19 protein-coding genes are annotated in these 26450 nt (G+C 42.6%); 13 read left to right on the top strand and 6 right to left on the bottom strand.

Translation table 11 applies throughout. From position 1 onward, the window contains the following. Window positions 1-9 precede the first annotated feature (9 nt). On the bottom strand, window positions 10-1020 hold the full coding sequence (locus AC5EUN_RS14070; protein WP_159153358.1) for a PM1805 family lipoprotein: 1011 nt from the start codon (window positions 1018-1020) through the stop codon (window positions 10-12). A gap of 222 nt (window positions 1021-1242) precedes the next feature. On the opposite strand from AC5EUN_RS14070, the gene AC5EUN_RS14065 reads away from it, so the two are divergent. Continuing rightward, a complete protein-coding gene (locus tag AC5EUN_RS14065) occupies window positions 1243-1545 on the top strand; it encodes a hypothetical protein (RefSeq protein WP_228276900.1) in 303 nt (100 codons plus the stop codon). 159 nt (window positions 1546-1704) lie between these two features. Here the strand turns inward: AC5EUN_RS14065 and pta are convergent, their stop codons facing one another. From pta to AC5EUN_RS14050, 3 genes are all read right to left on the bottom strand, one after another. Next, entirely contained in the window at window positions 1705-3846 is a 2142-nt protein-coding gene (pta, locus tag AC5EUN_RS14060; RefSeq protein ID WP_159153357.1) for a phosphate acetyltransferase, read from the bottom strand. Window positions 3847-3901: 55 nt separating this feature from the next. Continuing rightward, a complete protein-coding gene (locus AC5EUN_RS14055) occupies window positions 3902-5119 on the bottom strand; it encodes an acetate/propionate family kinase (protein WP_159153356.1) in 1218 nt (405 codons plus the stop codon). Window positions 5120-5597: 478 nt separating this feature from the next. After that, the gene (locus tag AC5EUN_RS14050) at window positions 5598-6863 is read right to left on the bottom strand and encodes a glutamate-5-semialdehyde dehydrogenase (protein WP_004979082.1); all 1266 of its coding nucleotides are present in this window, start codon (window positions 6861-6863) and stop codon (window positions 5598-5600) included. A gap of 306 nt (window positions 6864-7169) precedes the next feature. Between AC5EUN_RS14050 and AC5EUN_RS14045 the strand changes: the two genes are divergently transcribed. Continuing rightward, window positions 7170-8501, top strand: a complete 1332-nt coding sequence (locus tag AC5EUN_RS14045) for an alpha/beta fold hydrolase (RefSeq protein WP_159153355.1) — start codon at window positions 7170-7172, stop codon at window positions 8499-8501. A gap of 59 nt (window positions 8502-8560) precedes the next feature. Here the strand turns inward: AC5EUN_RS14045 and AC5EUN_RS14040 are convergent, their stop codons facing one another. Together AC5EUN_RS14040 and nagZ are read right to left on the bottom strand one after the other, a co-directional pair. Beyond that, window positions 8561-9436, bottom strand: a complete 876-nt coding sequence (locus AC5EUN_RS14040) for a class I SAM-dependent methyltransferase (protein WP_159153354.1) — start codon at window positions 9434-9436, stop codon at window positions 8561-8563. Window positions 9437-9594: 158 nt separating this feature from the next. After that, window positions 9595-10611, bottom strand: a complete 1017-nt coding sequence (gene nagZ, locus AC5EUN_RS14035; RefSeq protein WP_159153353.1) for a beta-N-acetylhexosaminidase — start codon at window positions 10609-10611, stop codon at window positions 9595-9597. Between the two features lie 241 nt (window positions 10612-10852). On the opposite strand from nagZ, the gene AC5EUN_RS14030 reads away from it, so the two are divergent. From AC5EUN_RS14030 to AC5EUN_RS13980, 11 genes are all read left to right on the top strand, one after another. Next, window positions 10853-13048, top strand: a complete 2196-nt coding sequence (locus AC5EUN_RS14030) for a carboxy terminal-processing peptidase (protein WP_159153352.1) — start codon at window positions 10853-10855, stop codon at window positions 13046-13048. Window positions 13049-13311: 263 nt separating this feature from the next. Then, on the top strand, window positions 13312-15390 hold the full coding sequence (locus AC5EUN_RS14025; RefSeq protein ID WP_159153351.1) for a bifunctional diguanylate cyclase/phosphodiesterase: 2079 nt from the start codon (window positions 13312-13314) through the stop codon (window positions 15388-15390). Window positions 15391-15623: 233 nt separating this feature from the next. Next, window positions 15624-16130 carry a hypothetical protein gene (locus AC5EUN_RS14020; RefSeq protein WP_159153350.1) on the top strand — a complete coding sequence of 169 codons (507 nt, stop codon included), beginning with the start codon at window positions 15624-15626 and terminating at the stop codon, window positions 16128-16130. 380 nt (window positions 16131-16510) lie between these two features. After that, complete coding sequence (locus AC5EUN_RS14015; protein WP_062034954.1) at window positions 16511-18100, top strand: peptide chain release factor 3; 1590 nt, start codon at window positions 16511-16513, stop codon at window positions 18098-18100. A 91-nt stretch (window positions 18101-18191) separates the two neighbouring features. Further along, entirely contained in the window at window positions 18192-19010 is an 819-nt protein-coding gene (locus AC5EUN_RS14010) for a hypothetical protein (RefSeq protein WP_159153349.1), read from the top strand. Window positions 19011-19064: 54 nt separating this feature from the next. After that, window positions 19065-20015: an RsiV family protein gene (locus AC5EUN_RS14005; RefSeq protein ID WP_159153348.1), complete on the top strand. Its 951-nt coding sequence runs from the start codon at window positions 19065-19067 to the stop codon at window positions 20013-20015. Window positions 20016-20027: 12 nt separating this feature from the next. Beyond that, the gene (locus AC5EUN_RS14000; protein ID WP_029574942.1) at window positions 20028-20843 is read left to right on the top strand and encodes a TatD family hydrolase; all 816 of its coding nucleotides are present in this window, start codon (window positions 20028-20030) and stop codon (window positions 20841-20843) included. 127 nt (window positions 20844-20970) lie between these two features. Continuing rightward, window positions 20971-23724, top strand: a complete 2754-nt coding sequence (gene acnA, locus AC5EUN_RS13995) for an aconitate hydratase AcnA (protein ID WP_159153347.1) — start codon at window positions 20971-20973, stop codon at window positions 23722-23724. Window positions 23725-23838: 114 nt separating this feature from the next. After that, the gene (locus tag AC5EUN_RS13990) at window positions 23839-24606 is read left to right on the top strand and encodes a tRNA threonylcarbamoyladenosine dehydratase (protein ID WP_010325913.1); all 768 of its coding nucleotides are present in this window, start codon (window positions 23839-23841) and stop codon (window positions 24604-24606) included. Window positions 24607-24705: 99 nt separating this feature from the next. Continuing rightward, window positions 24706-25815, top strand: coding sequence for a DUF695 domain-containing protein (locus AC5EUN_RS13985; protein ID WP_148826726.1), 1110 nt, complete (start codon window positions 24706-24708; stop codon window positions 25813-25815). Between the two features lie 64 nt (window positions 25816-25879). Then, entirely contained in the window at window positions 25880-26389 is a 510-nt protein-coding gene (locus AC5EUN_RS13980; RefSeq protein ID WP_058868931.1) for a hypothetical protein, read from the top strand. Window positions 26390-26450 lie beyond the last annotated feature (61 nt).

Raw genomic sequence — 26450 nt, 5'->3', positions numbered from 1 at the left:
ATGAGCTCATCATGATGCTGTATTGGCTTTAATCCGAAGCGCTTCCATCTCAATCTCAACCATTTTTTGAGAATTGGATCGTTTCTTTTGCAACTCCTCAAACTTTTGTCTATCTAGCGAGCTGGATAAGATAATATTACCCATTTCAATTTGAAGATTATTGTCTTTTTTGAGTTTCTCACGGGCTGCGACTACTTCTGAGCTTTTGAGAGATACCATGTCGTAATTTTGATTCAGGCTTTGAATGCGCTTGTTTGATTTTTCAATTGCAGTTTTCAGAGCACGCAGATCTTTTTTTTCCATCGCATGTTTTATCTCCCACATTGAGTTTTCTGCTTCTTGTTTAGCTGCACTTGTTTGTGCCCCGAGTGCAATGAGGTCATGTTTAATGTCTGCGGCATTATCTTGACTCAGATGTGAGGTGGTCTGCGGTGCAGTGCGAGCCGTAACATTGAGCTCAGCTGTTGATTTTGCTTGTTGTCGGGTGTTGTCTAATGCCCCAGTATTGAGTTGAGGATATACCATGCGTTGTAAGGCTCTCATTTCACTGATAGAGCTTTGTTGTATGACGCTAATTTTTGCTTCTAATCCAGTGATACGATCCATCTGTGGTGGGTTTTTAGTATTTTCTTGTGCGAGCTCAACTCCTAGAAGATGGACTTGCTTAAATTTCTCACGTAACGCAGCACCCTCTTGGCTTTTGAAGTTTGTTGCATCTAGTGCGGTATTAAACGCAAGAGAATGGGTTTTCAGTTGTTCTAGCAGGGCGGGGATGGTATCGACTTCTTTATTTTGACGAGCCGCTTTAAGTGCATCTTGTGCGTTCAAAATGGCTTGAGAATTTTTATTCGAAATCTGATCTAGGGCATCAAGATCCGCTTTAATGTCAGCTGGATTGGCGGTACTTAAGTTTTTATATGCTGTGGTTGAGTCTGACGGTGTTTGGTGCTGCTTAGATTCATTACATGCTGTCAGTGAAAATGTTGTCACTATTAGAATTGGAAGCAATTTTTTATTCATTATGAGACCAATGATTTAGAATTTAATTATATCGCTTGAGTATATTGTTTAAGTGTCTGAAAAGTAAAGTTTTACTGTTTTATCTGTGTTTGGGCTATGCTCGTAAATATACATTAGTCGAATGTTTGAGAGGCTATACGATTAGGTGGTACTACACTCAGTTCAATTGTATATGCTGGAGAGTGACGAATTTGTATTTAGTGAAAAATGGTTTCACATCGTGTGCTGATTACAGTAGCAATCGCAAAATTACACTTTAAAATAGTTCAAGAGAAGAAAATAATGGAGCTTTCATTTCTTTCAATAGTTGGTTGTTTATTGATAGTTGGTGGATTATTACTTCCAATTTACACAGCAAATTTATTTCCTTTATCAAAAAAATCAAATGACCAGTATCAAGAGATGATGAGGAAAGGTGACCGTGGATGGATTATTGATTTTAAGATCAATCAATGGATAAGAAAAAATTGGATTTACATTCCAATTTTGGGGGTGCTCTTCTTTTTGATTGGATTATTATTTTAAGTAAAGAAGTAGGTTTTCAACCTAATATATTGATAAATTATTAAATAATTTTGAAGGTGTGTGGCTTCTTCTAAACATTTATTTCGTTGAACATAGCTCTTTTAAAAACAAAAACCACCCAACTTTTCCGTTGGATGGTTTGGATCACATCAAGTTACTTTAAGTTGTTGCTTGTTGTTCCGCTTGAATTGCAGTGAGTGCAATCGTAAACACAATATCATCCACCAAAGCCCCACGAGACAAGTCATTTACAGGTTTGTTCAAACCTTGCAACATTGGGCCTACACTCACAACATTTGCAGAGCGTTGTACGGCTTTATAGGTCGTATTGCCTGTGTTTAGGTCAGGGAAAATAAACACATTGGCACGACCTGCAACTTTAGAATCAGGTGCTTTCGAGCGTCCGACACTTTCAACCGATGCTGCATCGTACTGAAGCGGCCCATCAATCAACAGATCAGGACGGCGTTCTTTCGCTATACGTGTTGCCTCAGCGACTTTTTCAACTTCAGCTCCAGCACCAGAGGTACCCGTAGAGTATGAAATCATTGCAATACGTGGGTCTAAGCCGAAGGCCTTTGCTGAATCAGCCGATTGAATCGCAATTTCAGCGAGCTCTTCGGCATTTGGGTCTGGGTTAATCGCACAGTCGCCATAAACATAGACTTCATCGGGTAACAGCATAAAGAACACGGAAGAGACCAGTGAGTACTCAGGCGCTGTTTTAATCAGTTGGAAGGCTGGGCGTACAGTATTGGCTGTGGTATGTATTGCACCTGAAACCAAACCATCGACCTGATCGAGTGCCAACATCATGGTACCCAGAACGACAGTGTCTTGCAGCTGTTCACGTGCTTGCAGCTCGTTCAGTTTGCCTTTACGCAATTCCACCATCTTTTCGACATAGTTTTCACGAATCAAATCTGGATCGATAATTTCTAAGTCATGTGGAAGCTCAATACCACGTGCTTTTGCCACCTCTACGACAGCTTCAGGTTTTGCCAATAAGATACAGTGTGCAATGCCACGAGATTGGCAAATAGCCGCCGCTTGAACTGTACGTGGCTCATCGCCTTCAGGTAGAACAATCCGCTTTTTCGCAGCAATCGATTTTTGGACCAACTCATGGCGGAAAGCCGAAGGCGAGAGACGAGGTTGGTACGAGCCATTCAACATTGCCGTTAACCATTCTTCATTGATATGGCTCGAAACAAAACGAGTGACTTGTTCAGCACGTTCAGTATCATCGACAGGAATTTCATTGCTGAGATTGGCTAAGCTCTGCGCCGTGTCGAACGTGCTGAGCGCTGTATGTAAAATTGGTAAGCCTTGCTTAATCGCTGTTTGGCAGAACGCAAGCACTTGCTCGTTTGGTGTATGGTGTTCAGTTAGGACCAAACCTGCCAGTGGAATACCGTTACTGCTGGCTAAGCTGGATGCCAAAAGCACATCGATACGATCTGATGCACTAATGATCAGCTCGCCTGCGACAAACTTATGAAGTTCGTGCTCAATGTTCGATGCAATCAAACTGCTATGCAACACACGACGTTGGTTAGCGTCGCCTTGATTGATCCATTCCGCTTGAATGTGTGAAGCCAAGTCTGACATACGCGGTACGCTGAGCGTGTTGCTAAATGGAACCAAGCCGATTACAGGGAGTTTGTCTGATCCGAGCTTTGGATGGGTTTTTTGAAGTTCAATAATAAATTTATTGGTATCGCTGATTAAACGCAGACTAGGGTCAAACGTCACTGGAATGTGTGCTGAGTCATCGGGCAAGCCTTTGGTGCGCATCAATAACACGCCCGCAGTTCGCTCTGAACTGGCACCGCCAAAGTAGCGTAGTTGGCTATCGACTTTTTCAGCCGTCGCGTTTGGTTTATTAATGTCTGCATTGCTGACAATAATGACTTTGGCATCGAGTGCTTGCGCAAGTTGTGCATTTAGTTCAGAGGCAAAAGAATCTCGGCTATTCGGGACTAAGCCTTCAACAATAATCAGGTCGTGCTTACGCGCAATAGCACGGTGCAAACGAACCGCATCTTCAAGTAGCTCATCATTTTCACCTGCGCTGAGTTGTTGCAATATGGTGTGATAGTTAATTGGTTCAACGGTTTCATTTTTTGAAACATGGTGATAGAGCGCTGTTGTGCGGTCTGCACCTGTGGTGAGTTCTTGAGAAAAAGGTTTTAAAAAGCCAGCCTTAACCCCTTGGCATTCCAGCGCATAAACCAAACCCAGGCAAGCAGATGTTAAGCCGACGCCTTCCCCAGTGGGCACAAGTAAAATCGTTTTCATATATTTATTCGTCATACAAGAATTTAAAACAGACTTGAGTGAATGTAACGACCGCTTAAGCGATCGCTACATTGTCTTCAGACTTTTTTGCAGCAGTTTGAATCACCTCATCGGCCACGAATGCAGTTTCTTTGGCAATACGGCCTTCTTCATCGGTCGGTACAACCCAAATTTGTGGGCCTGTACCTGTATCAATACGACCTTCGGTACCACGTTTTAAACTGTCATTGGCTTCTTTACTCAAGTTAAAACCAAAGTGCGGTAGGAAAGCGACTGTTTTTTCACGAATATATGCCGAGTTCTCACCAATACCACCCGTGAAGAACAATCCATCAAGACGTGGTAGACCGCAGCTCAGTGCCGCCAATGATTTTGCGAGGCGGTAGCAGAACACTTCAATAGCTAAAGTCGCATCTTCATTGCCTTGTTCAGAGGCTTCAATCAAAGTACGCATGTCATTTGATAGATCAGACAGGCCGAGTAAGCCCGATTGGCTATTCAGCATTTTATCAATTTTATAAATATCCCAACCTAAGTTGTTGGCAAGGAAACTATGTAAGCTTGGATCGACATCACCACTGCGTGTGCCCATCACGACACCTTCAAGTGGAGTTAAGCCCATTGACGTGTCTACACTCTGTCCATTCCAAATTGCACAAGTAGAGCTACCATTACCCAAGTGTGCAGTTAACCAGCCTCCTTGTTTGAAGCTACCAGCCAGTTCTGAACCGCGTTCAGACACATAAGCATGGCTTGTACCATGGAAGCCATAACGGCGTACATTGTGCTCAGTGTATAAGAACTTTGGCACAGCGTAGCGGTAAGCATGTGCAGGCATGGTTTGGTGGAATGCCGTATCAAATACAGCCACTTGTGGTAGCTCTGGGAATAAACGCATAGTGGCGTCAATCCCAACCAAGTGCGCAGGGTTGTGTAGTGGTGCTAGTGGTGTTGCTGCACGAATGCGTTCGACAATTTCTTCTGTTAAAAGCTCAGCTTTGGTCAATGTACCGCCGTGTACCACGCGGTGACCAATGGCTTGAGGGTTATAATGTGAAAGGCGTTCTAAGATGGTTTCCAATGCTTTCTCATGATCGGCATGTGGAATAGACAATTCAAGGGGTTGACCACCCGCAGTAATGCCTTTGATACGAGCGTCAGCAGAACCTAAGTTCTCAGCTAAACCGAAAATACGATCTTCACGACGTTCAGAAACGAGCGCATATTTGATTGATGAAGATCCGCAGTTAATTACTAATACTGATGTAGACACGTTTTAATACCTGATTCTAATTGAATTATCCGTCCTAGAACTGATCTTCATGCAGTACGTTCTTATGCAATCTTGATCATTTTTTATGTTGTATCATGTGTATATTTTTAGTCCAAGATAGACTTTAGGTGATTAGACTTAAGCACTATCGACCGTCTGATGAATAATAATTAAAATTTATCGGTTCATGATTTTCATTTATTCATGAAATGATGCTGAATTATTCATCAGCTTTAACCCTTTAAAAATAACACGCTATCTGCTGAAAAGAGCTGAATATATTGTGGCGTTCCTGTTTATTTTTGATATTTCATTTTAGACTCACACATAATCACATGCATAATCAATGTGACCATCAAAAAAAGCATGATTTCCTCTAGATTTTAAGGATTCGCAGAGGCAGAGAATGTTTAGATATAAAAAATGCTCAGCCCTCTTAAGAGGGCTGAGCATCATGCTTTAAAATGAGTTGGACGCGCTATTGGCGAATTTGACCATCACCAAACACAATCCATTTTTGTGAAGTCAGGCCCTCTAAGCCGACTGGGCCACGGGCATGGATTTTATCGGTTGAGATGCCAATTTCTGCACCTAAGCCATATTCAAAACCATCGGCAAAACGGGTCGAGGCATTGATCATGACAGAACTCGAATCAACAGCAGCCAAGAACTCGCGAGCTAGAGAGTAGTTTTCTGTAATGATCGAATCAGTATGGTGTGAGCCATATTTGTTGATATGCTCAATCGCTTCTTCCATACCAGACACCACTTTCACTGCTAAAATTGGACCGAGGTATTCCGTGTACCAATCTTCTTCTGTCGCCGTTTTGACTGTCGCACCTAAAATGCGCTGAGTTTCAGCACAGCCGCGCAACTCCACTTGTTTTTCAGTGTAGAGCTCAGCGACACGCGGTAAAAACTCATCTGCAACTTTTTCATCGACCAGCAAAGTTTCCATTGCATTACACACGCCGTAACGGTGAGTTTTTGCATTGAGCGCAATCGGTAGGGCTTTTTGTAGGTCAGCTTGCGCTTCAACATAAACGTGACAGTTCCCATCCAAGTGTTTAATCACAGGGACACGGGCTTCATTGCTGATACGTTCAATCAGGCCTTTGCCTCCACGTGGAACAATCACATCGACAAATTCAGTGAGTGTAATCAGTTGCCCCACGGCTGCGCGGTCTGCGGTGTTAATGACTTGAACCGCATGTTCAGGTAAACCCGCCAGTTTTAAACCGCGTTGAATGGCTTCAGCAATGGCTTTATTGGATTCGAGCGCTTCAGAACCACCACGTAAAATAATGGCATTACCAGACTTCAGTGCTAAAGACGCGGCTTCCAAGGTCACATTTGGGCGAGACTCGTAAATCATGCCAACCACGCCTAAAGGAACGCGCATCTTACCGAGCTGGATTCCTGACGGACGATAGGCCATATCGGTGATTTCACCAACAGGATCTTTGAGGCCAATCACATCTTTTAAGCCTTGCAACATGCCTTTAAAGCGTGCGGGAGACAGTTCTAAGCGATCAAGTAAAGCACTGTCTAAGTTGTTGCTGTGCGCTTTGTTCATATCTGCTTGGTTCGCCGCTAAAATAGTGGGCTCACTGTTGACTAAAGCAGTATAAATAGCTGACAACGCGTTGTTTTTAGTTTCGGTAGAGGCACGCGCCAAAATACGAGAAGCTTGACGTGCTTGCTGTCCTACCGTTTGCATATATTGTTCAATCGACTCTTGCATAGCGGGTTGATCACTTAGAAATTTCACAGAAGATAGTAACAGCCTAACACTCGACCGCATAGTCTCTACATGAAAAATCCAGCGTATAGGCGGGCTTATACATATTTTGAAATTGTTTTTTATCTAAAACATGATGAGCGGTTATACAATCTGTTGCGTGTAAAACAGTGCTCTGTATAGAATGAATTTTAGGACATGAAGTCCTTGCATAATTATTACAACACTGAACACCCTGTTGCCGTTGACAGGCGTGATCGTGCATTTCTTGCAAAACAAAAAGTACAGGCAAGAGTAGAGGGAAGGAACATGAATTCTATGATTCAAAGGGATGCCGAGCTGGATGACGCGAATTTACGCTTAGGTTTTTTCGATGTTTACCATCGTAACAGCTTTAAAGAACCTGCACGAACCACATGGATTGAGGGCTGGAAAGTCGAATATATGGCGATTGCTCGGCCAGAGTCATTCCATCGCACGCCTATCGTGATTATTGGTGGGGCGTTTCAAAACTTTAATTCCTACAAATACTGTGTTGAGCAATTGCTCGATGCCGGTCCGATTGTCCTGATTGATCTGCCTTCAATGGGTGCCAATCAACAAATTCGTAATATCGATACGGGCTTGTCTGCAGGAACATTAGAACTGGGTGATCTTGCGAAGATGCTTGGCATTTGGTTCGATATTGAAGGATTAGACAAAGTTTCAGTGATGGGCATGTCACTGGGCTCAGTGGTGGCGTCTTGTCTGGCCGATCAACGACCAGAACTGATTGACCGTATGATTTTAATGGGCGTGATGCAAAAGACCCGTAAAAGTTGGCGGATGTTGCTGGAAGAGTCGTTACATTTAATGCGTGAACAACGCATGGATGAATTTGGTCAGGCCGTGATTTTGTATTTGGTCAATCATGCCAAAATGGATAAAACCAGAATGTCACCCACAGCCAAGCGTTTGTTCTTCAGACAGATGGCGGAGTTTACCGCAACAGAACAAGAGCGCTATGAAATCAACTGTAATCGTTTGCTTCGCCTCACCGATGTGCCGATTCCACAGTGCAGAGTCTTGGTGGCCTGTGGCCAATATGACAGTTTTACCTTGCCACATGAAAATGCCAACTTTGCGTTGCAATGTCCTGACATGGAATATGCGCAAATTGCCAATGCAGACCATGTGCCACAGCTACAACGCCGTAATGAAACCATGCACTTGTTTGCGACGTTTCTGAAGGACGAGTCCATTCAACACTTAGACGGGATTATCCCCTTTAGTCGAGCACAAATGTTGGAAATGGAGCGTCGTGGTGAAGAGCGAGTTCAGATTCAACAGCCCGAAACTTTCTTAAGCTATCGACATTCAGACTTGGTGATTGCGACAGAAGTGGTGGACTTGAACTACTTTGGGGTGCTTTTACGCTTTGAGTCAGACTTAGCTGCTGTGGCGGCTAAATATCCGCGTGATTTGGCTTTGCACTTGAGCGATGAAGAAGGCGAGTTTCAGATTGAATGTTTAATTTTCTCGGAAGATGGACCATATATTCGTGCCTTATTTAAACATGGCAGTTTTGAACTCGCGGAGCGACTGCTTCGCTTTGTGGGGCGTCAGAAACAAGAACAGACGTTGCTCGAAGCCGTGAGTTAAGTGAAAGTCAAAAATAAAAAAACAGCGTGTCATCGCTGTTTTTTTTATGGGGACTAAGTTTATTGCTCGAGTTGATTGGGCTTTTGCCATTGGCTATGTATCAACCAGACCAAGTCGCCTAAGTGGTCCTGCTGATCTAAGTTTGAAGTATCGGCCTGAGTACTATTGAAGGCTAAAGTGGGTTGGTGAACAGTAACAGTATGAAAGCCCGCTTGTTTGAAAAACTGAGCCGCTTCAGGCGGACTGATAAAGTGAAAGCCAAAGGCGCTACGGGACATCCATTTTAAAAGCTTGCTACTGCTCCAGATAAAGTTAGCCAGCTTATTTTTCACAGGTTCAGGGTAGAGGTCAGTCAGATAATATAACTGATCAAACTGCTGTCCGTATTGGACAATGCCTTGTAGCAGTTGAGCGAGCATGTCTTTGCTAAAGTAGTTGATCAAACCTTCACTCACCACCACCAAGGGGCGGTTTGGGTCAAACACCTCAAAAGCACGGGCAAAATCTGTACTAAATAAGTCGGCAGAGAGAACCGCTGGACTGGTCTGATCGATCTGTTTTAAGGCCTGAGTTTTCATTTTTGCCATGTCAGGTAAGTCGAGTTCACGATAGTCAATCTCGGGATACTGTTGGCGAAAGCTCCAGCCGCGTGGAGACAGGCCACTGGCAATTTCTAAAACTTGTAAGTTTGGGTACTGTTGGATCAGCGCGCTGAGGTGGTCATCAATCATTTGATGACGCTGTTTTAAGGTAGTGCGCATGCTGCCACCGACGTGTTTTTCGGCCCAACTTTCGAGTGGGTGTACCAGTTTGGCCAGCAACTTCCCTTTGCGGGTGGCAAATACAGGATGTGAGATGCCCATGCTATACCAAATATAGCCTGTATAGTGCGCAGTAAAAGAGATGTGGCGATGAGCCGATAAAGCATCTGTCATGGTATCCGTACCCGATATTTTGTTGTTTTAGCGTTGTTGTTTGGGCAATGCGGAGCAAGCCTGTTGATTTATTTTGAGTTTATCATAATGAAAAAAGGACATCTTGTGATGTCCCTTTGTCCGAAATATCGCGGTTGAAATAGTCAAAGATGAAGTGCTTAACTTAATCTAAATAGTTCCACTTGGTCGCGTACTTTGGCCCAATCTTCACCTAAATGCAGCGTTGATTGAACGCTGATATTTGGAATCTGACCACGCATGCGTTCTAAGCGAGCTTGGTCTGGCAGCGCCAGTTGGCTGATCCCCTCCAAAGCCACACATGCGGCAGTTCGGTCATTACACACCAACCCCATGTCACAGCCTGCATGGAGTGCAGCTTGAATACGTGCATCTGCACCGCCTGCAACACATGCTGCTTGCATGCTTAAATCATCTGAGAATAAGACGCCATCAAAGCCCAGTTGCTGACGTAGAACGGTTTGAATCCAATACGGTGAAAAACCTGCTGGGTTTGGATCAACTTGGTTATAAATCACATGCGCAGGCATGAGTGCATCCAACTGTGGCATCAGTTTGATAAAGGTCTGCATATCTTTAGCATAAATTTCATCATACGTGCGTGCGTCGATGGCTGCTGCGACATGCGAGTCTGCTTGGACTGAACCATGACCGGGGAAATGTTTGCCTGTCGATGCCATGCCTGCGGCTTTCATCCCTTTTAGGAACGCACTGGCCAGCGGTATGATGTCTTGAATATTTTTGGCAAAGCCACGGTCACCAATCACATCACTGATGTCATTGAGGTCGAGTACAGGGGCAAAGCTAAAGTCGATACCGACGGCAAGTACTTCTGTCGCCATCAACCAACCAGATTGTTCTGCCAAGCTTAAGGCTTTTTCAGGTTCGCTTAAGAATAGCTCGCCAAACTTACCCATTGCTGGAAGTAGGCTAAAGCCCTGTTTTAAGCGTTGCACACGTCCACCTTCTTGATCGACAGCAATCAAAATATCAGGACGAATTCGGCGCATGTGGTCGGTGAGAGCGCGAACTTGTGCAGGAGATTCAATATTTCGTCCAAATAAAATCATGCCACCGACTTGCGGTGCTTGTAATAGTGCAATATCTTCTTGAGTAAGTTCTGTGCCTGCGATGTCGAGCATCAATGCGCCAATCATATTGGGTGTCCGTATTTGATTTTTTGGTCAGTGACTGTTTTGGCTCTGAAAGGTGAGCGAAACAGGTCGTCGAAAACAATACCCGAATTTTGCAATGATTTGCTACATTTTGTCAGCACAGATTATGATAAAACTACACGACATAAACAGATTAAGTTGTTTAAGATTTTGAATATTCTCAATTCATGTCGAAAAATGACATTGTAATTTTGGTCAAAAACCAAGGAACTAAGAATTATTTATGAAACTTCAAACCATTGCTTGTGCGGTTGCAATTGCAACGGGTGGATTCTTTTTCACCCATGCCATTAATGAAGCCATTGCAGCGACTGAAACTACCGCTGTAATCAAACAAGCTATTGTTCCGTCGCAGGAGCAGGCTTTGGTGTCTCGTCAACTGGCGACCTTGGTTGACCGTCAACATTATCTCAATCAACGTTTAGATGCGAAAACATCGGCGCGTATTCTCGATTTCTATCTGGACAGTTTAGATCCAGATCATTCGTTGTTTCTTGCCTCTGAAGTAGACGGTTATAAGCGTAAATATGGTTCAAACTTAGGTGCGGCTCTAAAAGCAGGTGACTTAAGTGGACCGTATGCGATTCATGCACAGTATAGAGATCGTTTGACCCAGTTTTATACGTATATGCTGGATGAGCTGAAAAAGCCGCAGAATTTAAAACAAGCCAATGTTTATATCGAAACGGATCGTGAAAAGGCACCGTATTTTGCCAATGAAGCGGCGCAGCGTCAGCATTGGAACAAAATGTTGGTTTCGCAGCTGATCAATTTGACCATCAGTAAAGAAGAAGAGTTGGCGAAGCAAAAAGCGCTTAAAGCCAACCCAGAATTGGCCAATGGACAAGATCTCACTAGCTCGGAAGATTTAACCCCAGTACAGACTTTAACTAAGCGTTATACGCGCCAGTTAGAACGTATTTCACGAGTGAAAAGCGATGATGTGTTAGACAAAACACTCAATGCAATGACGCTTACCTATGATCCGCACAGTAACTATTTCCCGCCTGTCGATGCAATGGAATTGAATCGTCAGACGACTTTGCAACTTGAAGGGATTGGGGTGTCGATTCGACCTGAACGGGGCAATGAAGACTACACCAAAATCGAAACCATTGTGGAAGGTGGTCCAGCAAGCAAGTCTGGACAGGTGAAGTCGGGCGACCGCATCATTGGTGTAGCGCAAGATGGTGAAAAAATGGTGGATGTCATCGGTTGGCCGAGCAATGAAATTGTGGGCTTAATCCGTGGTAAACGTGGTACCAAAGTCACCATACGTTTACTCGGCTCGGGTGCGTCGATGAGCCAAGCGCGTAATGTGACCATTACCCGTGACGTCATTCAAGAAGAAGATGCTGGGGTACGTTCACGTACCGTGAATGTAACGCGTGATGGACAACAATACACCTTTGGTGTGATTGAAATTCCGTCTTTTTATTTGAACTATCGTGCACGTCGTGCGGGCACAGAATATCGTTCTGTATCTGAAGATACCAACAATGCGCTGAAAACTTTAGCGGCCAAGAATGTATCAGGGATTATTATCGACTTACGTAATAACCCAGGGGGATCACTTGAAGAAGTGGCGCGTATGCTTGGACAGGTGATTAAGTCAGGTCCTGTGGTGCAAATTCGAGATGGTAACGGCAATGTGAGCGTTTTCGAAGACGATGACAATGGTGCGCAAACCTATGCGGGTCCGCTGGCAGTGATGGTGAATTTAGCATCTGCGTCTGCAAGTGAAATTTATTCTGCTGCGATTCAAGACTATGAACGTGGCATTGTGATTGGTAGCACCACCACAGGGAAAGGAACGGCACAAGTTCAGCTCGATAACTTGGCGCATGGTCAAGCGACACTAACGCAACGTAAGTTTTACCGTGTAACGGGTGGCAGTACGCAAAACAAAGGCGTAATTCCAGACGTGAAATTGGTAGACATTTACAATGAAGAGTTTGGTGAGCGTAAAGCGAAAAATGCGCTTGAGTGGGACACTATTCCAACCGCACCATTTAAACGTGAAGGCAGTATTGCACCGTATGTAAAACGTTTAGGTGAGCTGTCGCAAGCACGTGTTAAAGTCGACCCGCAGTTTAACTATCTTGAACAGCGTAAAGACATCTCGAAAAAGACCGAAGATCAAAAACGTGTGGTTTTAGATATTGATCAACGTAAAGCTGAATTGTTGGCACTGGAAAAACAGACTTTAGACTCGGAAAACAAGCGCCGTCAGATTGCAGGGCAAAAGCCTTATGCAAACTGGGAAAGCTATCAAGCTTCTATGGAAGCTTTGGTTGAAGCACGCGCTAAAATGAAAGCGAATCAGCGTCCTGCATTGCCTGAAGAGGAAGCATTTGTGACTGAATCTGCAAATGTCTTATTAGATTATGCCAAGTTGCAAAAAGGCACTGCAAAATAGTTTAATCTCTGACGCAATGTATTAAAAAGCCAGTTTCGACTGGCTTTTTATTTAAATTGTGATTCAAAACACAAATGTGGGATTGGCATGCTGCTAAAGCAATCTGCTAGGTAAAATAAATCTATAAATTCTAATGATATCTCTGTGATTTTTTCTTGACCTGAACCTGTTTGTATAAGATTCTTAATCGGGTAGTAATGCTTTTCGCCTTTGATAAAAAGGATATAAATGAAGAAAAAGAGAAATTAATACGGACATTTTATATGATGCATGTGCATTACGATTTTAGTTTGGTATTAGGTTCAATTGTTGTGGCATTGTTGGCGTGTTTTTTTGCAGTGTCGACCGAACGCTTATTATTTCGTACTTGGCGTAAAAAATTTCAAACAGTGCTCATTTTACTCAGTAGTTTTTTCTTAGGCTGTGCCATTTGGGCCATGCATTTTGTGGGTATGTTGGCTTGTGATTTGCCGACGCATAGTTATTTTGACCCTGCACTGACAATTCTTTCTTTTTTTATTGCTTTTATTGCATCTGTTTTTTCAATTTGGTTGACCACGCGTCAGACCTTACCTTTTTTAAGATTGGTTTTGGGGTCGGTATTGATGGGGCTTGGTATTTCGGGCATGCATTATACTGGCATGATGGGGCTGATTATTGAGGGCTATCAGAGTGTTTACGATCCTTTATTAACAGTTTTTTCTATTTTACTTGCCATTAGTGGCTCGGGTTTAACCTTTTGGCTGATCTTTAAATATAAAAGTGCAGTCAGTAAGAAACTGTTGTACCAATGGTATGTTGCAGGGATGATGGCCTTGACCATCGTAAGTATGCATTATACCGGTATGCTTGCAGTCTCGTTCTATCCAACCCATAGTGACAAACTGGTCATGACCCTTGAAGCAGGTCAAAGCATTGTTTTATTTGTTGTTATCTTTATTACCTGTTTGATTTTGGTGGCGGCATTTGTTGTTGCGGTGTTGGAGCAGCGTTTAGAAGAGCGCAATATTCAACTTTCTCTGGCCAATAAAGAGTTGGCAAATCAGGCGGTACAGGATAATTTAACCAAGCTGCCCAATCGATTGTATTTGGCGGAATATGCCCATTTTTTGTTTACAGATCAACGCTTCCGCAATGAAAGCATTGCCTTTTTATATATCGACTTAGACCGTTTTAAAGCCGTAAATGATGTCTTTGGGCATCATGTTGGGGATCAATTATTGGTTCAACTAACCACTCGGATTCATCGCCACTTAAGTAAAAATGAAAAAATTCTCAGAATTGGTGGGGACGAGTTTCTGATGGTGCTGGAACAGGCGACGCCTGAGCAAGCGTGCCAAATGGCGGAGCACGTGCTGGAGTTGATTCAAGATAGCTTTTTGATTGCGGGTAAAGAAATTAATGTGTCTGCGAGTATTGGTATTGCGATGTATCCTGAACATGGTAGTAATTTGCAGGATTTACTGATTAATGCCGATGCAGCGATGCTGACCTCAAAATATCAGGGAAGAAATACCTATTCTATTTTTAACTACAGTTTTGACCAACAAGAAGCGAAAAGCCAAACTAAGCTAATCAATGACTTATATAAAGCCGTAGAAGAACAACAGTTTGTTTTGTATTACCAGCCTAAATTTACCATCCAAGATCAACGGATTTGTGGAGTCGAGGCGTTGATTCGCTGGAAGCATCCGACTTTAGGCTTGCTGACCCCCAATATGTTTATTAAAGGCGCAGAGAAAACGGGGTTGATCATCCAAATGGGATATTGGGCTCTGGAGCAAGCATGTAAGCAACTACAAATTTGGGAACGAGAGAAAATTGAACTGTATCCAATAGCTGTGAATTTATCGGCGGTGCAGTTTGAGCATAAGCATTTATTTAATAATCTTGAGCATCTTTTTGATAAGTATAAAGTCAACCCAAATCATTTAATTATTGAAATCACTGAAAGTACGGCCATGCACCATATCGAAGGCAGCATTCGTACCTTACAGCGGTTACGTGAAATGGGAATTCGTTTGGCGATTGATGACTTTGGGACAGGACATTCCAGCTTTTTATATTTAAAAAATCTTCCTGTAGATGAGCTAAAGATTGATCGTGGCTTTATTCATGAGCTGACCGTTGGCTCAAAAGATGAAATGATCTTAGAAAGTATTGTTCATCTGGCGATTCGCTTGGGTTTGGTCGTGACAGCAGAAGGTGTAGAAAGTCCTCTGCAAATGGAAATTTTATCACGGTTAGGCTGTCAGCAATTACAAGGCTATTTGTTGGGTATGCCTATGGATGTTAAGCGCTTGGAAGAGTTTGAGTACACATCGTCAACTTATTTCAATTAAGCGATATCTACAATTTGTACCGATGGCTGATCGCTTTTATGGTGATGTAATTCAGTTGAGAGTCTAATAAAAAATAAGCAGTGTTCGCAAAAGCCTCTATCTAGTGATATCGGCTTTTTATGTATTCTTTAGAATCTATTCGTTTTAGTGTCCTGTTGTCCGTATACCAAGCTGTTCAATAAAATAAATAAAATCAGCCCAAAACATTGGGAACAATTTGGAATTAAATAATTATGGTTAGAGTCGTGACTAAGGTTGGTGATGTTTTTTCTGTAAAGTTGGATAATGAGGTGAAAAAATATTTCCAGCTCATTGCTTTTGATTTAACACAATTAAATAGTGATGTGATCAGAGCATTTAAAAAAGTGTACCCTATCCATGCAACTCCTACGTTATTGGATATCGTTAATGATGATGTCGATTTTTATGCGCATTGCGTCACTAAGCTTGGCATAAAAATGAATCTTTGGGAGAAAGTTGGAAACATATCTGATGTGGGTGGAACTTCTACAATATTATTCAGAGACACAGATGATTATGGCGTAATGGTAGGGGAAGAACCAATAAAAATTTCTCACAATTGGTTTGTATGGCACATTAATGATGATAAATTTACTTATGTTGGAAACCTAGAGGGAGAAAACCGTAAAGCAGAAATAGGTGTGGTTATGCCCCCTTTGGCTATAGTAGAACGTATAAAAACAGGGAAATATAATTTTGTATATCCAGAGTTTGAGTGAAATTTATAAAATGGGCTCAGATTAGGCTTAACAAGATAAAATAATGCCTGATGTATGAGGAGTAACAGAAGTTTTGCTCCAAGTTGTCATTGGGTACAGCGTGGTTAAGTGTACGTTCAGATAGGATCAAACAATGTTTCTGTACATCTAAGTAGCCGCTGATAGCACTAGCGTTCTATTCTTACCCACTACCAGAGCTAAAAAGCATTCGAATTGACGATGAATGCGATGTACTAAGCTGATGGGTTAAGGGAAAATTATCAATAAAATCTCATTCATAAATCTGCTACAATTGCGCCAATTTTAAGTTATCACTTTACGGGTTGGATACACATTTATAAGTTGTGTACAACACCGTGTACCTATTGAAGATTTCTCTTATGTTTAAAGATCAATTGGCGAAAGAAGTCGCGGCTCGTAGGACTTTTGCGATTATTTCCCACCCCGATGCTGGTAAGACCACCATGACAGAAAAATTACTGTTGTGGGGACAAGCCATTCAGATTGCAGGTATGGTGAAAAGCCGTAAATCGGACCGTGCAGCCACTTCGGACTGGATGGAAATGGAAAAAGAACGTGGTATTTCGATCACCACCTCTGTGATGCAGTTTCCATTTAAAGACAAGATGATCAACCTACTCGATACGCCGGGACATGAAGACTTCTCTGAAGATACGTATCGTACCTTAACGGCGGTCGATTCAGCTTTGATGGTGATCGATGGTGCAAAAGGTGTCGAAGATCGTACTGTGAAACTGATGGAAGTGTGTCGTATGCGTGACACACCGATCATTTCGTTTGTGAACAAAATGGACCGTGAAATCCGTGAGCCTTTAGAGCTGTTGGATGAAATTGAAAACGTTCTCAAAATCAAATGTGTGCCGATCACTTGGCCGCTTGGTACAGGTCGTGACTTCGCTGGGGTGTTTAACCTGATCGAAGAAAAGTTTTATGTGTATAAAGCAGGTTTTGGTTCAACCATTACCGAAATTGAAGTCCGTGATGGTTATGACTATCCAGACTTACGTGAAAAAGTCGGTGAGCTGGCTTGGGCGGCATTTGAAGAGTCTCTAGAGTTGGTGCAAATGGCCAATGAGCCTTTAGACCACACAGAGTTCCTTGCGGGTCGTCAAACGCCTGTATTGTTTGGTACAGCATTAGGTAACTTTGGTGTAGACCATGTGTTAGATGCATTTAGCAACTATGCACCTGAACCTAAAGCGCACCCAACAGAAAATCGTTTGGTTGAAGCGACTGAAGAAGGTTTTACGGGTTTTGTCTTTAAAATTCAAGCCAATATGGACCCGAAACACCGTGACCGTATTGCCTTTATGCGTATTTGTTCAGGCAAATATGAAAAAGGTTTGAAAATGAAGCATGTGCGTCTGGATAAAGATGTGCGTATTAGTGATGCTTTGACTTTCTTAGCTGGTGATCGTCAGCACTTAGAAGAAGCATGGCCGGGCGACATTATTGGTTTACATAACCACGGTACGATTCAAATTGGCGATACTTTTACATCAGGTGAAAAATTACAATTTACGGGTATTCCGCACTTCGCCCCTGAAATGTTCCGCCGTGTACGTTTGAAAGATCCATTGAAGTCGAAGCAGTTACAAAAAGGCTTAAAAGAACTTTCAGAAGAAGGTGCAACACAGGTCTTCATGCCGCAAAATAGCAATGACTTGATTGTGGGTGCAGTGGGTGTGCTTCAGTTTGAAGTGGTGGCATACCGTTTGAAAGAAGAATACAAAGTCGACTGCGTCTACGAGCCTGTGAGCATTAACACTGTGCGCTGGGTGTCATGTGATGATGACAAAAAATTCAATGAATTTAAGAAAAAAGCACATGACCAATTATCGGTAGATGGTGGTGGTCACTTGACCTACTTGGCACCGAGTCGTGTGAACTTACAACTGATGCAAGAGCGCTATCCAGACATCGTGTTCCGCAATACCCGCGAACACTAATCGGGATGTTAAACAATAAAACAGCTTCTTCGTGAAGCTGTTTTATTATGCAAGATACTTTAATTTTAATCATGAATTTCATGGAAGACGCATGTTGCAGAAACAGGCTATTTATACAATATTGGTGAGTTTGACTGTCTTATTGACGGCATGTGACTCCTCTAAACAATCTGAAACAGACACAGATGCCAAAAGCTCGGTATTTAAAACAGAGCAGGCTGAAGTGTTACCGTATTTGAATATTCAGCAACAAGCGGCTGATATTGCACAGCCATTTTGTGAAACCAAGAACTGTATTGAATTAGATCTGCAAAGCTTAACAACGGCAGATCCGTGGTTAAACCAATGGATTGCCAAAAGTCAGGCTCGCGTAATTCAAGATCAAATTGGCTTAAAACAAGACATGAGCTTACAGCAAGCCATTAATGCCTATGTGAAAAAGTCGGATACATGGCAAGCTGAATTCAAGGGCAATAAGGCTTATAGCTTGGCGATGTATACGCGTATACCGTATCAGCGCAATCAGTTTGTGCTCATGCAAATTGGGGTTGATACCAATCAAGAGAATGTAAATGTTAAGGAACGTTATTATTTCTTTGTTGCTGATCGTAAAAACCAAAAAGCGGTGGCATTATTAGATTTAATTCATCCGAAACAGCAACTGGCGATGAATGTTTTGGTGCAAAAAGCGTATCAAGACTGGCTGAAGAAACAAGAACCTGAAGTGAGAAAATCTGCACCAGCGAAGTTGTACTGGGGGCAAGCAGATTGGTTTTTTGACCAAGAGGGCATCGGTTTACACTATCGGACTCATGAGGTTGTAAAAGATGGGACCCAGCTTGATATTTATTTGACGAAAGCACAAACTCAACAGGTATTAAAAGCCGATGTTTATGCCCAGTTGTTTTAGCACATTGGCCAAAGCAAGAGCTGGCTTCACGAGGTAAGAGGTAATAGGTTATTTATGTTAAAAAGCAAAACAATATTGACAATCAGCGTACTTGCAGCTGCAATCAGTTTGACAGCCTGCCAACCAAAAGATAAAGAGCCTCAAACTCCTGCAACGCAAACCACAGCGGCTTCAGAGGTAGACGCTACTTTAAAACTGGTCGGTGACACCGAAAAATTACAATTCGAATTACCTGAATGCGATGGCAATGCTTGCCCAGAATTAAACATTGATCGTTTGCAAAGTAATCAAGCCTTTATTGATGAATTTATCGATCAACAAATTGTGAAAGATCTCTCGCAGATTATTGATATTTCGCCTATGCATAGCAGTTCTGATAGCACGGCATCAAGTGCGGTGGCTGCAAGTTCTGAACCTGCGGTAGTGGGCCAAGTCCTAACCCCTAAGCTGAAACTAGAGAAACAAGTTCAACCTTATTTGGCCGCTTTTCTGGGTTTAGACCAAGAGTTGAAAGCCTTAAGTTCTAACCATCAAATTAGTTTGATGATTAAGCCTAAAATTTTAAATGCCAAAGATCCTTTGGCTACGGTGGTATTGAACACCAGCAGCTACTTAGGCGGTGCACATGGTTCATCGTCACAGCATTATTATAATTTTGACTTGAAGCAGCAAAAGCTGGTGAGTTTGGATGATCTATTGTTGCCGAATCAGAAGGCGGCGTTAAATAGAGTAGCGCATGAAGCCTTTCGTGCTTGGGTTGTGGACTCTAAGTTAGCGACCAATGTCGATGAATATGAGCAAGCGTGGAAGTTTAGCTTGAGTAACAATTATTACTTGGGTACTGAAGGTCTGATTTTGCAATATGGCGAGTATGAAATTGGCCCTTATGTGGTGGGTTTACCGCGTTTAACTATTGGCTATGATCAACTCCAGAAAATTTTAAAGCCTGAGTATTTACCCAAAGCCAAACAGAGCGTACAGGCTGCTTCTGAAGCCAAGAGCTAATCAAGCATGAGCTTGCCTCTGTTCGATACCCATACTCATTTTGATGTTGCCGATTTTGATACTGATCGGCAGCATTTGGCTGAGCAAGCAAAACATGTTGGGGTAGAGGCACTGGTCCTTATTGGTTTTCTTGAATCACGATTTGATACGCTGATTCAGACCCATCAGCAATTAAAAAGCTGGAAGAATGTTCCGTGCTCTTATCTTGCCCCTGGTTTACATCCGTTTTATATCGAACAGCATCAGACCGAACACTTACAACGTTTAGAGCAGGTCCTGCAGCAGCAGGACTGCGTAGCTGTGGGTGAAATTGGTTTAGACACCTTTTTAAAAGAGCATAAACAGCCTGCACTTTTCGCCAAGCAGCAATCTTATTTTTCTGAACAACTGGAACTTGCTAAGCAATATCAAAAACCTGTGTTATTGCATATTCGCAAAGCACATGCAGAAAGCATTGCCATTTTAAAAGCCCAAAAATTTAAATTCGGTGGTATCGCTCATGCCTTTAGTGGTGGGGTGGAGGAAGCCAAGGCCTTGGTCAAACTCGGTTTTAAAATTGGGGTGACAGGGCAAATCACCAATCCAAATGCCAAAAAATTGCATCAAGTGGTGCAAGCACTTGGTAGTGAACATTTGGTGATTGAAACGGACTGTCCAGATATGACGCCGTTGTGTTGTCAAACATCGACTGAGCATCGCACCCGCAATACGCCGGTGAATTTACCTTGTGTTTTGGAGAGTCTCGCACAGACACTGGATCAGTCTGAGCGGTCGTTAGCAACTCAACTCTGGCAGAACTCATTGGCTGCGTTGCATTTAAAATTTTAGAAGAATAAGACAATAATCTCGATAAAAATAAGATAACCAAAAGGGAACACATTCTTTTCTAAACAGGCTTACATTAAAGAAAGAACATCATAATAAATAAATTCGCCAATACTGGGAGGGCAACCGAATGGCCAGATATAGCAAAATCAATAGTTTCAATGCATTACAAACACTCACGGTGGGTGAAAAATCCTATCAAATTTTTAACCTCCCTCAAGCCGCACAAACATTGGGTAATATTGATCAATTACCCAAGTCTTTAAAGGTCTTACTCGAAAATTTACTCCGTTTTGAAGATCAAAAAAGTGTAAAAGTAGAGCATATTCAAGCCCTAGTCGATTGGCAAAAAACCAGAAGCTCTGATCAAGAAATTCAATATCGGCCTGCACGTGTGCTGATGCAGGATTTTACTGGGGTTCCTGCTGTGGTTGACTTGGCTGCCATGCGTGCCGCAATGGCACAAGCGGGTGGCGATCCGAATTTGATTAATCCCTTGTCCCCTGTCGATTTGGTGATTGACCATTCCGTGATGGTCGATAATTTTGCAGATAAAGATGCCTTTGCTGAAAATGTCGAAATTGAAATGCAACGCAATGGTGAGCGTTATCAATTCCTACGCTGGGGACAATCGGCCTTTAATAATTTCAGTGTTGTCCCGCCCGGTACAGGAATTTGCCACCAAGTCAATTTAGAGTATCTGGCCCAAGCGGTGTGGCTGGGGGAGGATGAGGGACAAACTTTTGCGTTCCCTGATACCTTGGTGGGAACAGATTCACATACCACCATGATCAATGGCTTAGGCGTGCTCGGTTGGGGTGTTGGCGGGATTGAAGCTGAAGCGGCGATGCTTGGGCAGCCTGTATCTATGTTGATTCCTGAAGTCATCGGTTTCAAACTCACAGGAAAACTCAATGAAGGCATTACCGCAACGGATTTGGTTTTAACCATCACACAAATGCTACGCCAAAAAGGCGTGGTGGGTAAATTTGTTGAATTCTATGGCGATGGTTTGGCCGACTTGCCTTTGGCTGACCGCGCGACTATTGCCAATATGGCCCCTGAATATGGTGCGACCTGTGGTTTTTTCCCGATTGATGACGTGACCTTGGCCTATTTAGCGTTGACGGGTCGTGAGCAACAACGGATTGATTTGGTTGAAGCGTATAGTAAAGCGCAGGGCTTATGGCGAAATGCAGGTGATGAACCCGTTTTTACCGATACGTTGAGCTTGGACATGAGCACCGTGCAGGCCAGTTTGGCAGGCCCTAAACGTCCGCAAGATCGCGTCTTGCTAGCAGATGTACCTAAAACTTTTCATGACTTGATGGAACTAAATCTCAAGCCAGCCAAAGAAGCCAAAGAGCGTTTAGAAAATGAAGGCGGTGGCACAGCTGTTGAAGCTAAAAAAGCCAATCTACCGCATGAGGAGCCATCTTGCACTATTGATGGAAAATCTTACCCATTGAACCATGGTGATGTGGTGATTTCAGCCATTACCTCATGTACCAATACTTCCAATCCCAGCGTGATGTTAGCCGCGGGACTCCTCGCTAAAAAAGCCATTGAAAAAGGTCTACAGCGTAAACCGTGGGTGAAAAGTTCGCTTGCGCCTGGTTCTAAAGTAGTGACCGATTATTTGGCTGCGGCTGGTTTAACACCGTATTTGGATGAGTTGGGTTATAACTTGGTCGGTTATGGCTGTACTACGTGTATTGGGAACTCTGGACCGCTGCCTGAACCGATTGAAGAAGCCATACAGTGCCATGATCTCAATGTTGCTTCAGTGCTTTCAGGCAACCGTAACTTTGAAGGGCGTGTACATCCGCTAGTGAAAACCAACTGGTTGGCTTCGCCACCTTTGGTGGTGGCTTATGGTTTGACGGGCAATATCCGTACAGATTTGACTACACAACCGATTGGTCTCGGCAAAGATGGGCAAGCGGTTTACTTGAAAGATATTTGGCCGAGTCAGGCTGAAATTGATCATGCGCTACAGAGCGTGAATACCGCGATGTTCCATAAAGAATATGCCGCGGTATTTGATGGTGATGCAGCATGGCAGGCAATTCAGATTCCTCAAAGTCAGACCTATGCTTGGCAAGAGAATTCAACCTATATTCGCCATCCGCCATTTTTTGAAGAGATTGGTCAGCCACCGAAACCGATTACCAATATTGAGCAGGCACGTATTTTGGCTGTGCTTGGAGACTCGGTCACCACTGATCATATTTCCCCGGCAGGTAATATCAAGAAAGACAGCCCCGCAGGACGCTATTTGCAAGAGCAAGGGGTTGAACCCAAAGACTTCAACTCTTATGGGTCTCGACGTGGGAACCATGAGGTGATGATGCGAGGCACTTTTGCCAATATCCGCATTAAAAATGAAATGCTCGGTGGAGAAGAAGGTGGGAACACGATCTATATTCCAACAGGAGAAACCTTGCCGATTTATGATGCCTCTATGTTTTATCAGCAGCAACATACGCCATTAATCATTATTGCTGGTAAAGAGTATGGCACAGGCTCATCACGTGACTGGGCTGCCAAAGGCACGAACTTATTGGGGGTTAAAGCGGTGATTGCCGAAAGTTTTGAACGAATTCACCGTTCGAATTTGGTTGGTATGGGTGTATTGCCATTGCAATTTGTCGATGGACAAACGCGCCAATCCTTAAATTTGACAGGTCGTGAAGTACTTTCGATTCATGGATTATCGGATGATATCCAGCCGCATCAAACTTTGGATATTCAGGTGCTTAGAGAAGATGGCAGCCAAGACCAATTTACAGTGTTGTGCCGTATTGATACCTTGAATGAGGTGGAATACTTTAAAGCTGGTGGCATTTTGCATTATGTACTGCGTAATTTAATTGCAGCCTAATCTCAATGAAATAAAGCCCTGTCAGTAGCAGGGCTTTATTGTTTGTAGCGATACATTCAATCCAAGGTCGTATTCAGGTAAAATGAACACGATTTTACCGATATAGATGTACGCATGACTGATCTGCAACATGATGAATATGACCGCCGTTTTGCTGGTGTAGCCAAAATTTATGGAGACGAGGCCTTTTCATATTATGAAAAAAGTCATGTGATGGTGATCGGCATTGGTGGTGTCGGTTCGTGGGCAGTCGAAGCTTTAGCACGTACAGGGGTCGGTGAATTAACACTGGTTGATATGGACTCAATTGCGGCTTCGAATATTAACCGTCAACTGCCAGCCATGAGCTCAACCTTGGGCCATGAAAAAATTGAAGTCATGGCCGAGCGTTGTCGATCCATCAATCCTCGGATCAAAATCAATTTGATCGATGACTATTTGACTCCAGAAAATGTCAAAGAAATTTTAGAACATCGACCAGACTTAATTTTAGATTGTATTGATGACGTCAAAGCTAAATTAGCATTGATGTTGCACTGTCGTTTTAATAAGATCCCATTGATTGTTTCAGGGGGAGCTGGGGGTAAGCTCGACCCATTGAAAATCCGAGTGGCTGATTTGTCTAAAACTGAACAAGATCCAATGTTGGCAAAGCTTCGAACCCAGTTGCGTGGCATGGGGATTTGTAAAAAACCAAAAGAAAAGTTCGGGATTAGCTGTGTGTATTCGATTGATAATCCATTTTCCAGTGCAGATGTGTGTCCAAGTGCAGGCCTACGCTGTGGTGGCTATGGTTCTGCGGTGGTGGTGACTTCAAGCTTTGCGATGGTGGCAGTGGCGGAAGTGCTGAAAAAATTAGATGGAATGAAAGCGAAACAATAAGACTGTTTTAGGTTTAATTGGACTGTATACATCGATATATTGATACAGTCCATAGACCACAAAAAATATTGAAATCAATAGAAAAAAGAGAAAAGAAAAATGAGCTTTTTAAAAAAATTATGGGGTTCTCAAAAACAAAAAACGCCTGTGAATGAAAATGCATATACTGCATTTTGGCAATGGTTTCAGCAGCATCAACAGCATTTTCACCACATTGTGAATCAAGGCAGTAAAACTGAAATCGAGCGAGATTTCTTTGATCGATTGACGCCTGAACTGGAAAAAGTCCATAGCGGCATCTTTTTTCTGACGGGCATGTTAACCCCACAAACAGCTGAATTAATTCTTACCCCTGATGGCATCATTCCAAATATTGTTTTTGTGGAAGAGCTGATTGCAGCTGCACCAGAGATTGCAGGGTGGAAGTTCACTGCGCTTAAACCTGAAAGCGATATTCATCAAGTCGGGATTAATATGCATGGCTATGAGTTTAGTCAGCAGACTTTGTCTTTTTATTTTAACCAGCAAGCCGAGTATCCCGATGAGATTGATCTGGTCGTGGTACATGATGAATATAATGCAGCTGAAAACGATGCGTTTTTACAGGCTGTGTATATTTTTCTCGATAACTATTTGGGTGAGTACGATGCGGTCACCAAATTGGACAATGTTTCTGTCCAGTCTAAGCAAGATGCCGAAAACGAATTGCTACCGATTCACTTGCTCAAAAACATTTTAATTTTAAAAAGTAGTGAAATTTCAAGATTAGACAAAATTACCCGTTCAAATACGGATGCCGATGAATTTGTCAGTTTGGAAGGTGAAACCAATGAAGGTGTACCGTTGCTGGCGACTTTAAATCGCACACTTTTAACATGGGATCAAAAAGCTTCGCATCCGTGGATGATGCTGATAGAAATCTCCTATGATGGTCAGCATTCAAATGGTATGCCTACGTCTACAGATTATGAACTGATGGATTTGATAGAAGATTCATTATTACAAGAGCTTAAGGATGTGGATGGCTATTTAAATATAGGTCGTGAAACGGGTAATCACTTAAGAACTATATATTTTGCGTGTAAAGAGTTTAGAAAACCATCCAAGGTCATTGATCAAGTGATTGAAAAATATAAAGGCAACTTTGAAATAGAGGTCAGTTTGTTTAAAGACAAATACTGGCGTGCTCTGAGTAAATTTACCAGTTAAGCTCTTATTTAAAAGAAGAGTTCGCCTGAAGCACTTTTAAAATATAACGGGATAAAGCAACTCCATGACTGATCTTTCAGGGCATTCCAAACTTGATGTTAAAATAGTGGCTATAGGGATCATTTTGAGTTGCGGTGTTGCATATGCTATTTATTCAACCGTTCGCCATTTTTATGCTTTAAATCAGATCAATGAAGCCAAAGAAATGATGAGTGATATACAGTCATTATTGGTTTGGTCAATGCATCAGTATCATGATGATGTAACGCAGGCTTGTCATTTAAAAAATATACAACAGATTGCGCAATCTGAAGAATTTCAAAATATGAATCGTATTTTAAAATTACAGGATCAAATACGTCAGAAAAGTCAATTTGTTGAACAGATCAAAGTGAATGCTACACCTGATTTACATGGTTGTATAACCACGGCTTACTTTAGAAAAGAGTCCTTTGTCAGTGAGCTTATTGCAGGAAAGTATATTTCTTATCATTATGATTTTAAAACTGAAACAATAAAATGTTTGACCAATATCCAAAAGCGTTCTTTAGTAAAACCTTGTACTCGGCTATAACGGTGAAACATAAAAAGGCGAAGCAGATGCTTCGCTTTTTTATGTTAGATCAACGTTCTAA

Source organism: Acinetobacter sp. CAU_H_S170_2 (assembly GCF_058890445.1).
This window is presented reverse-complemented; position numbering and strand designations above follow the sequence as displayed.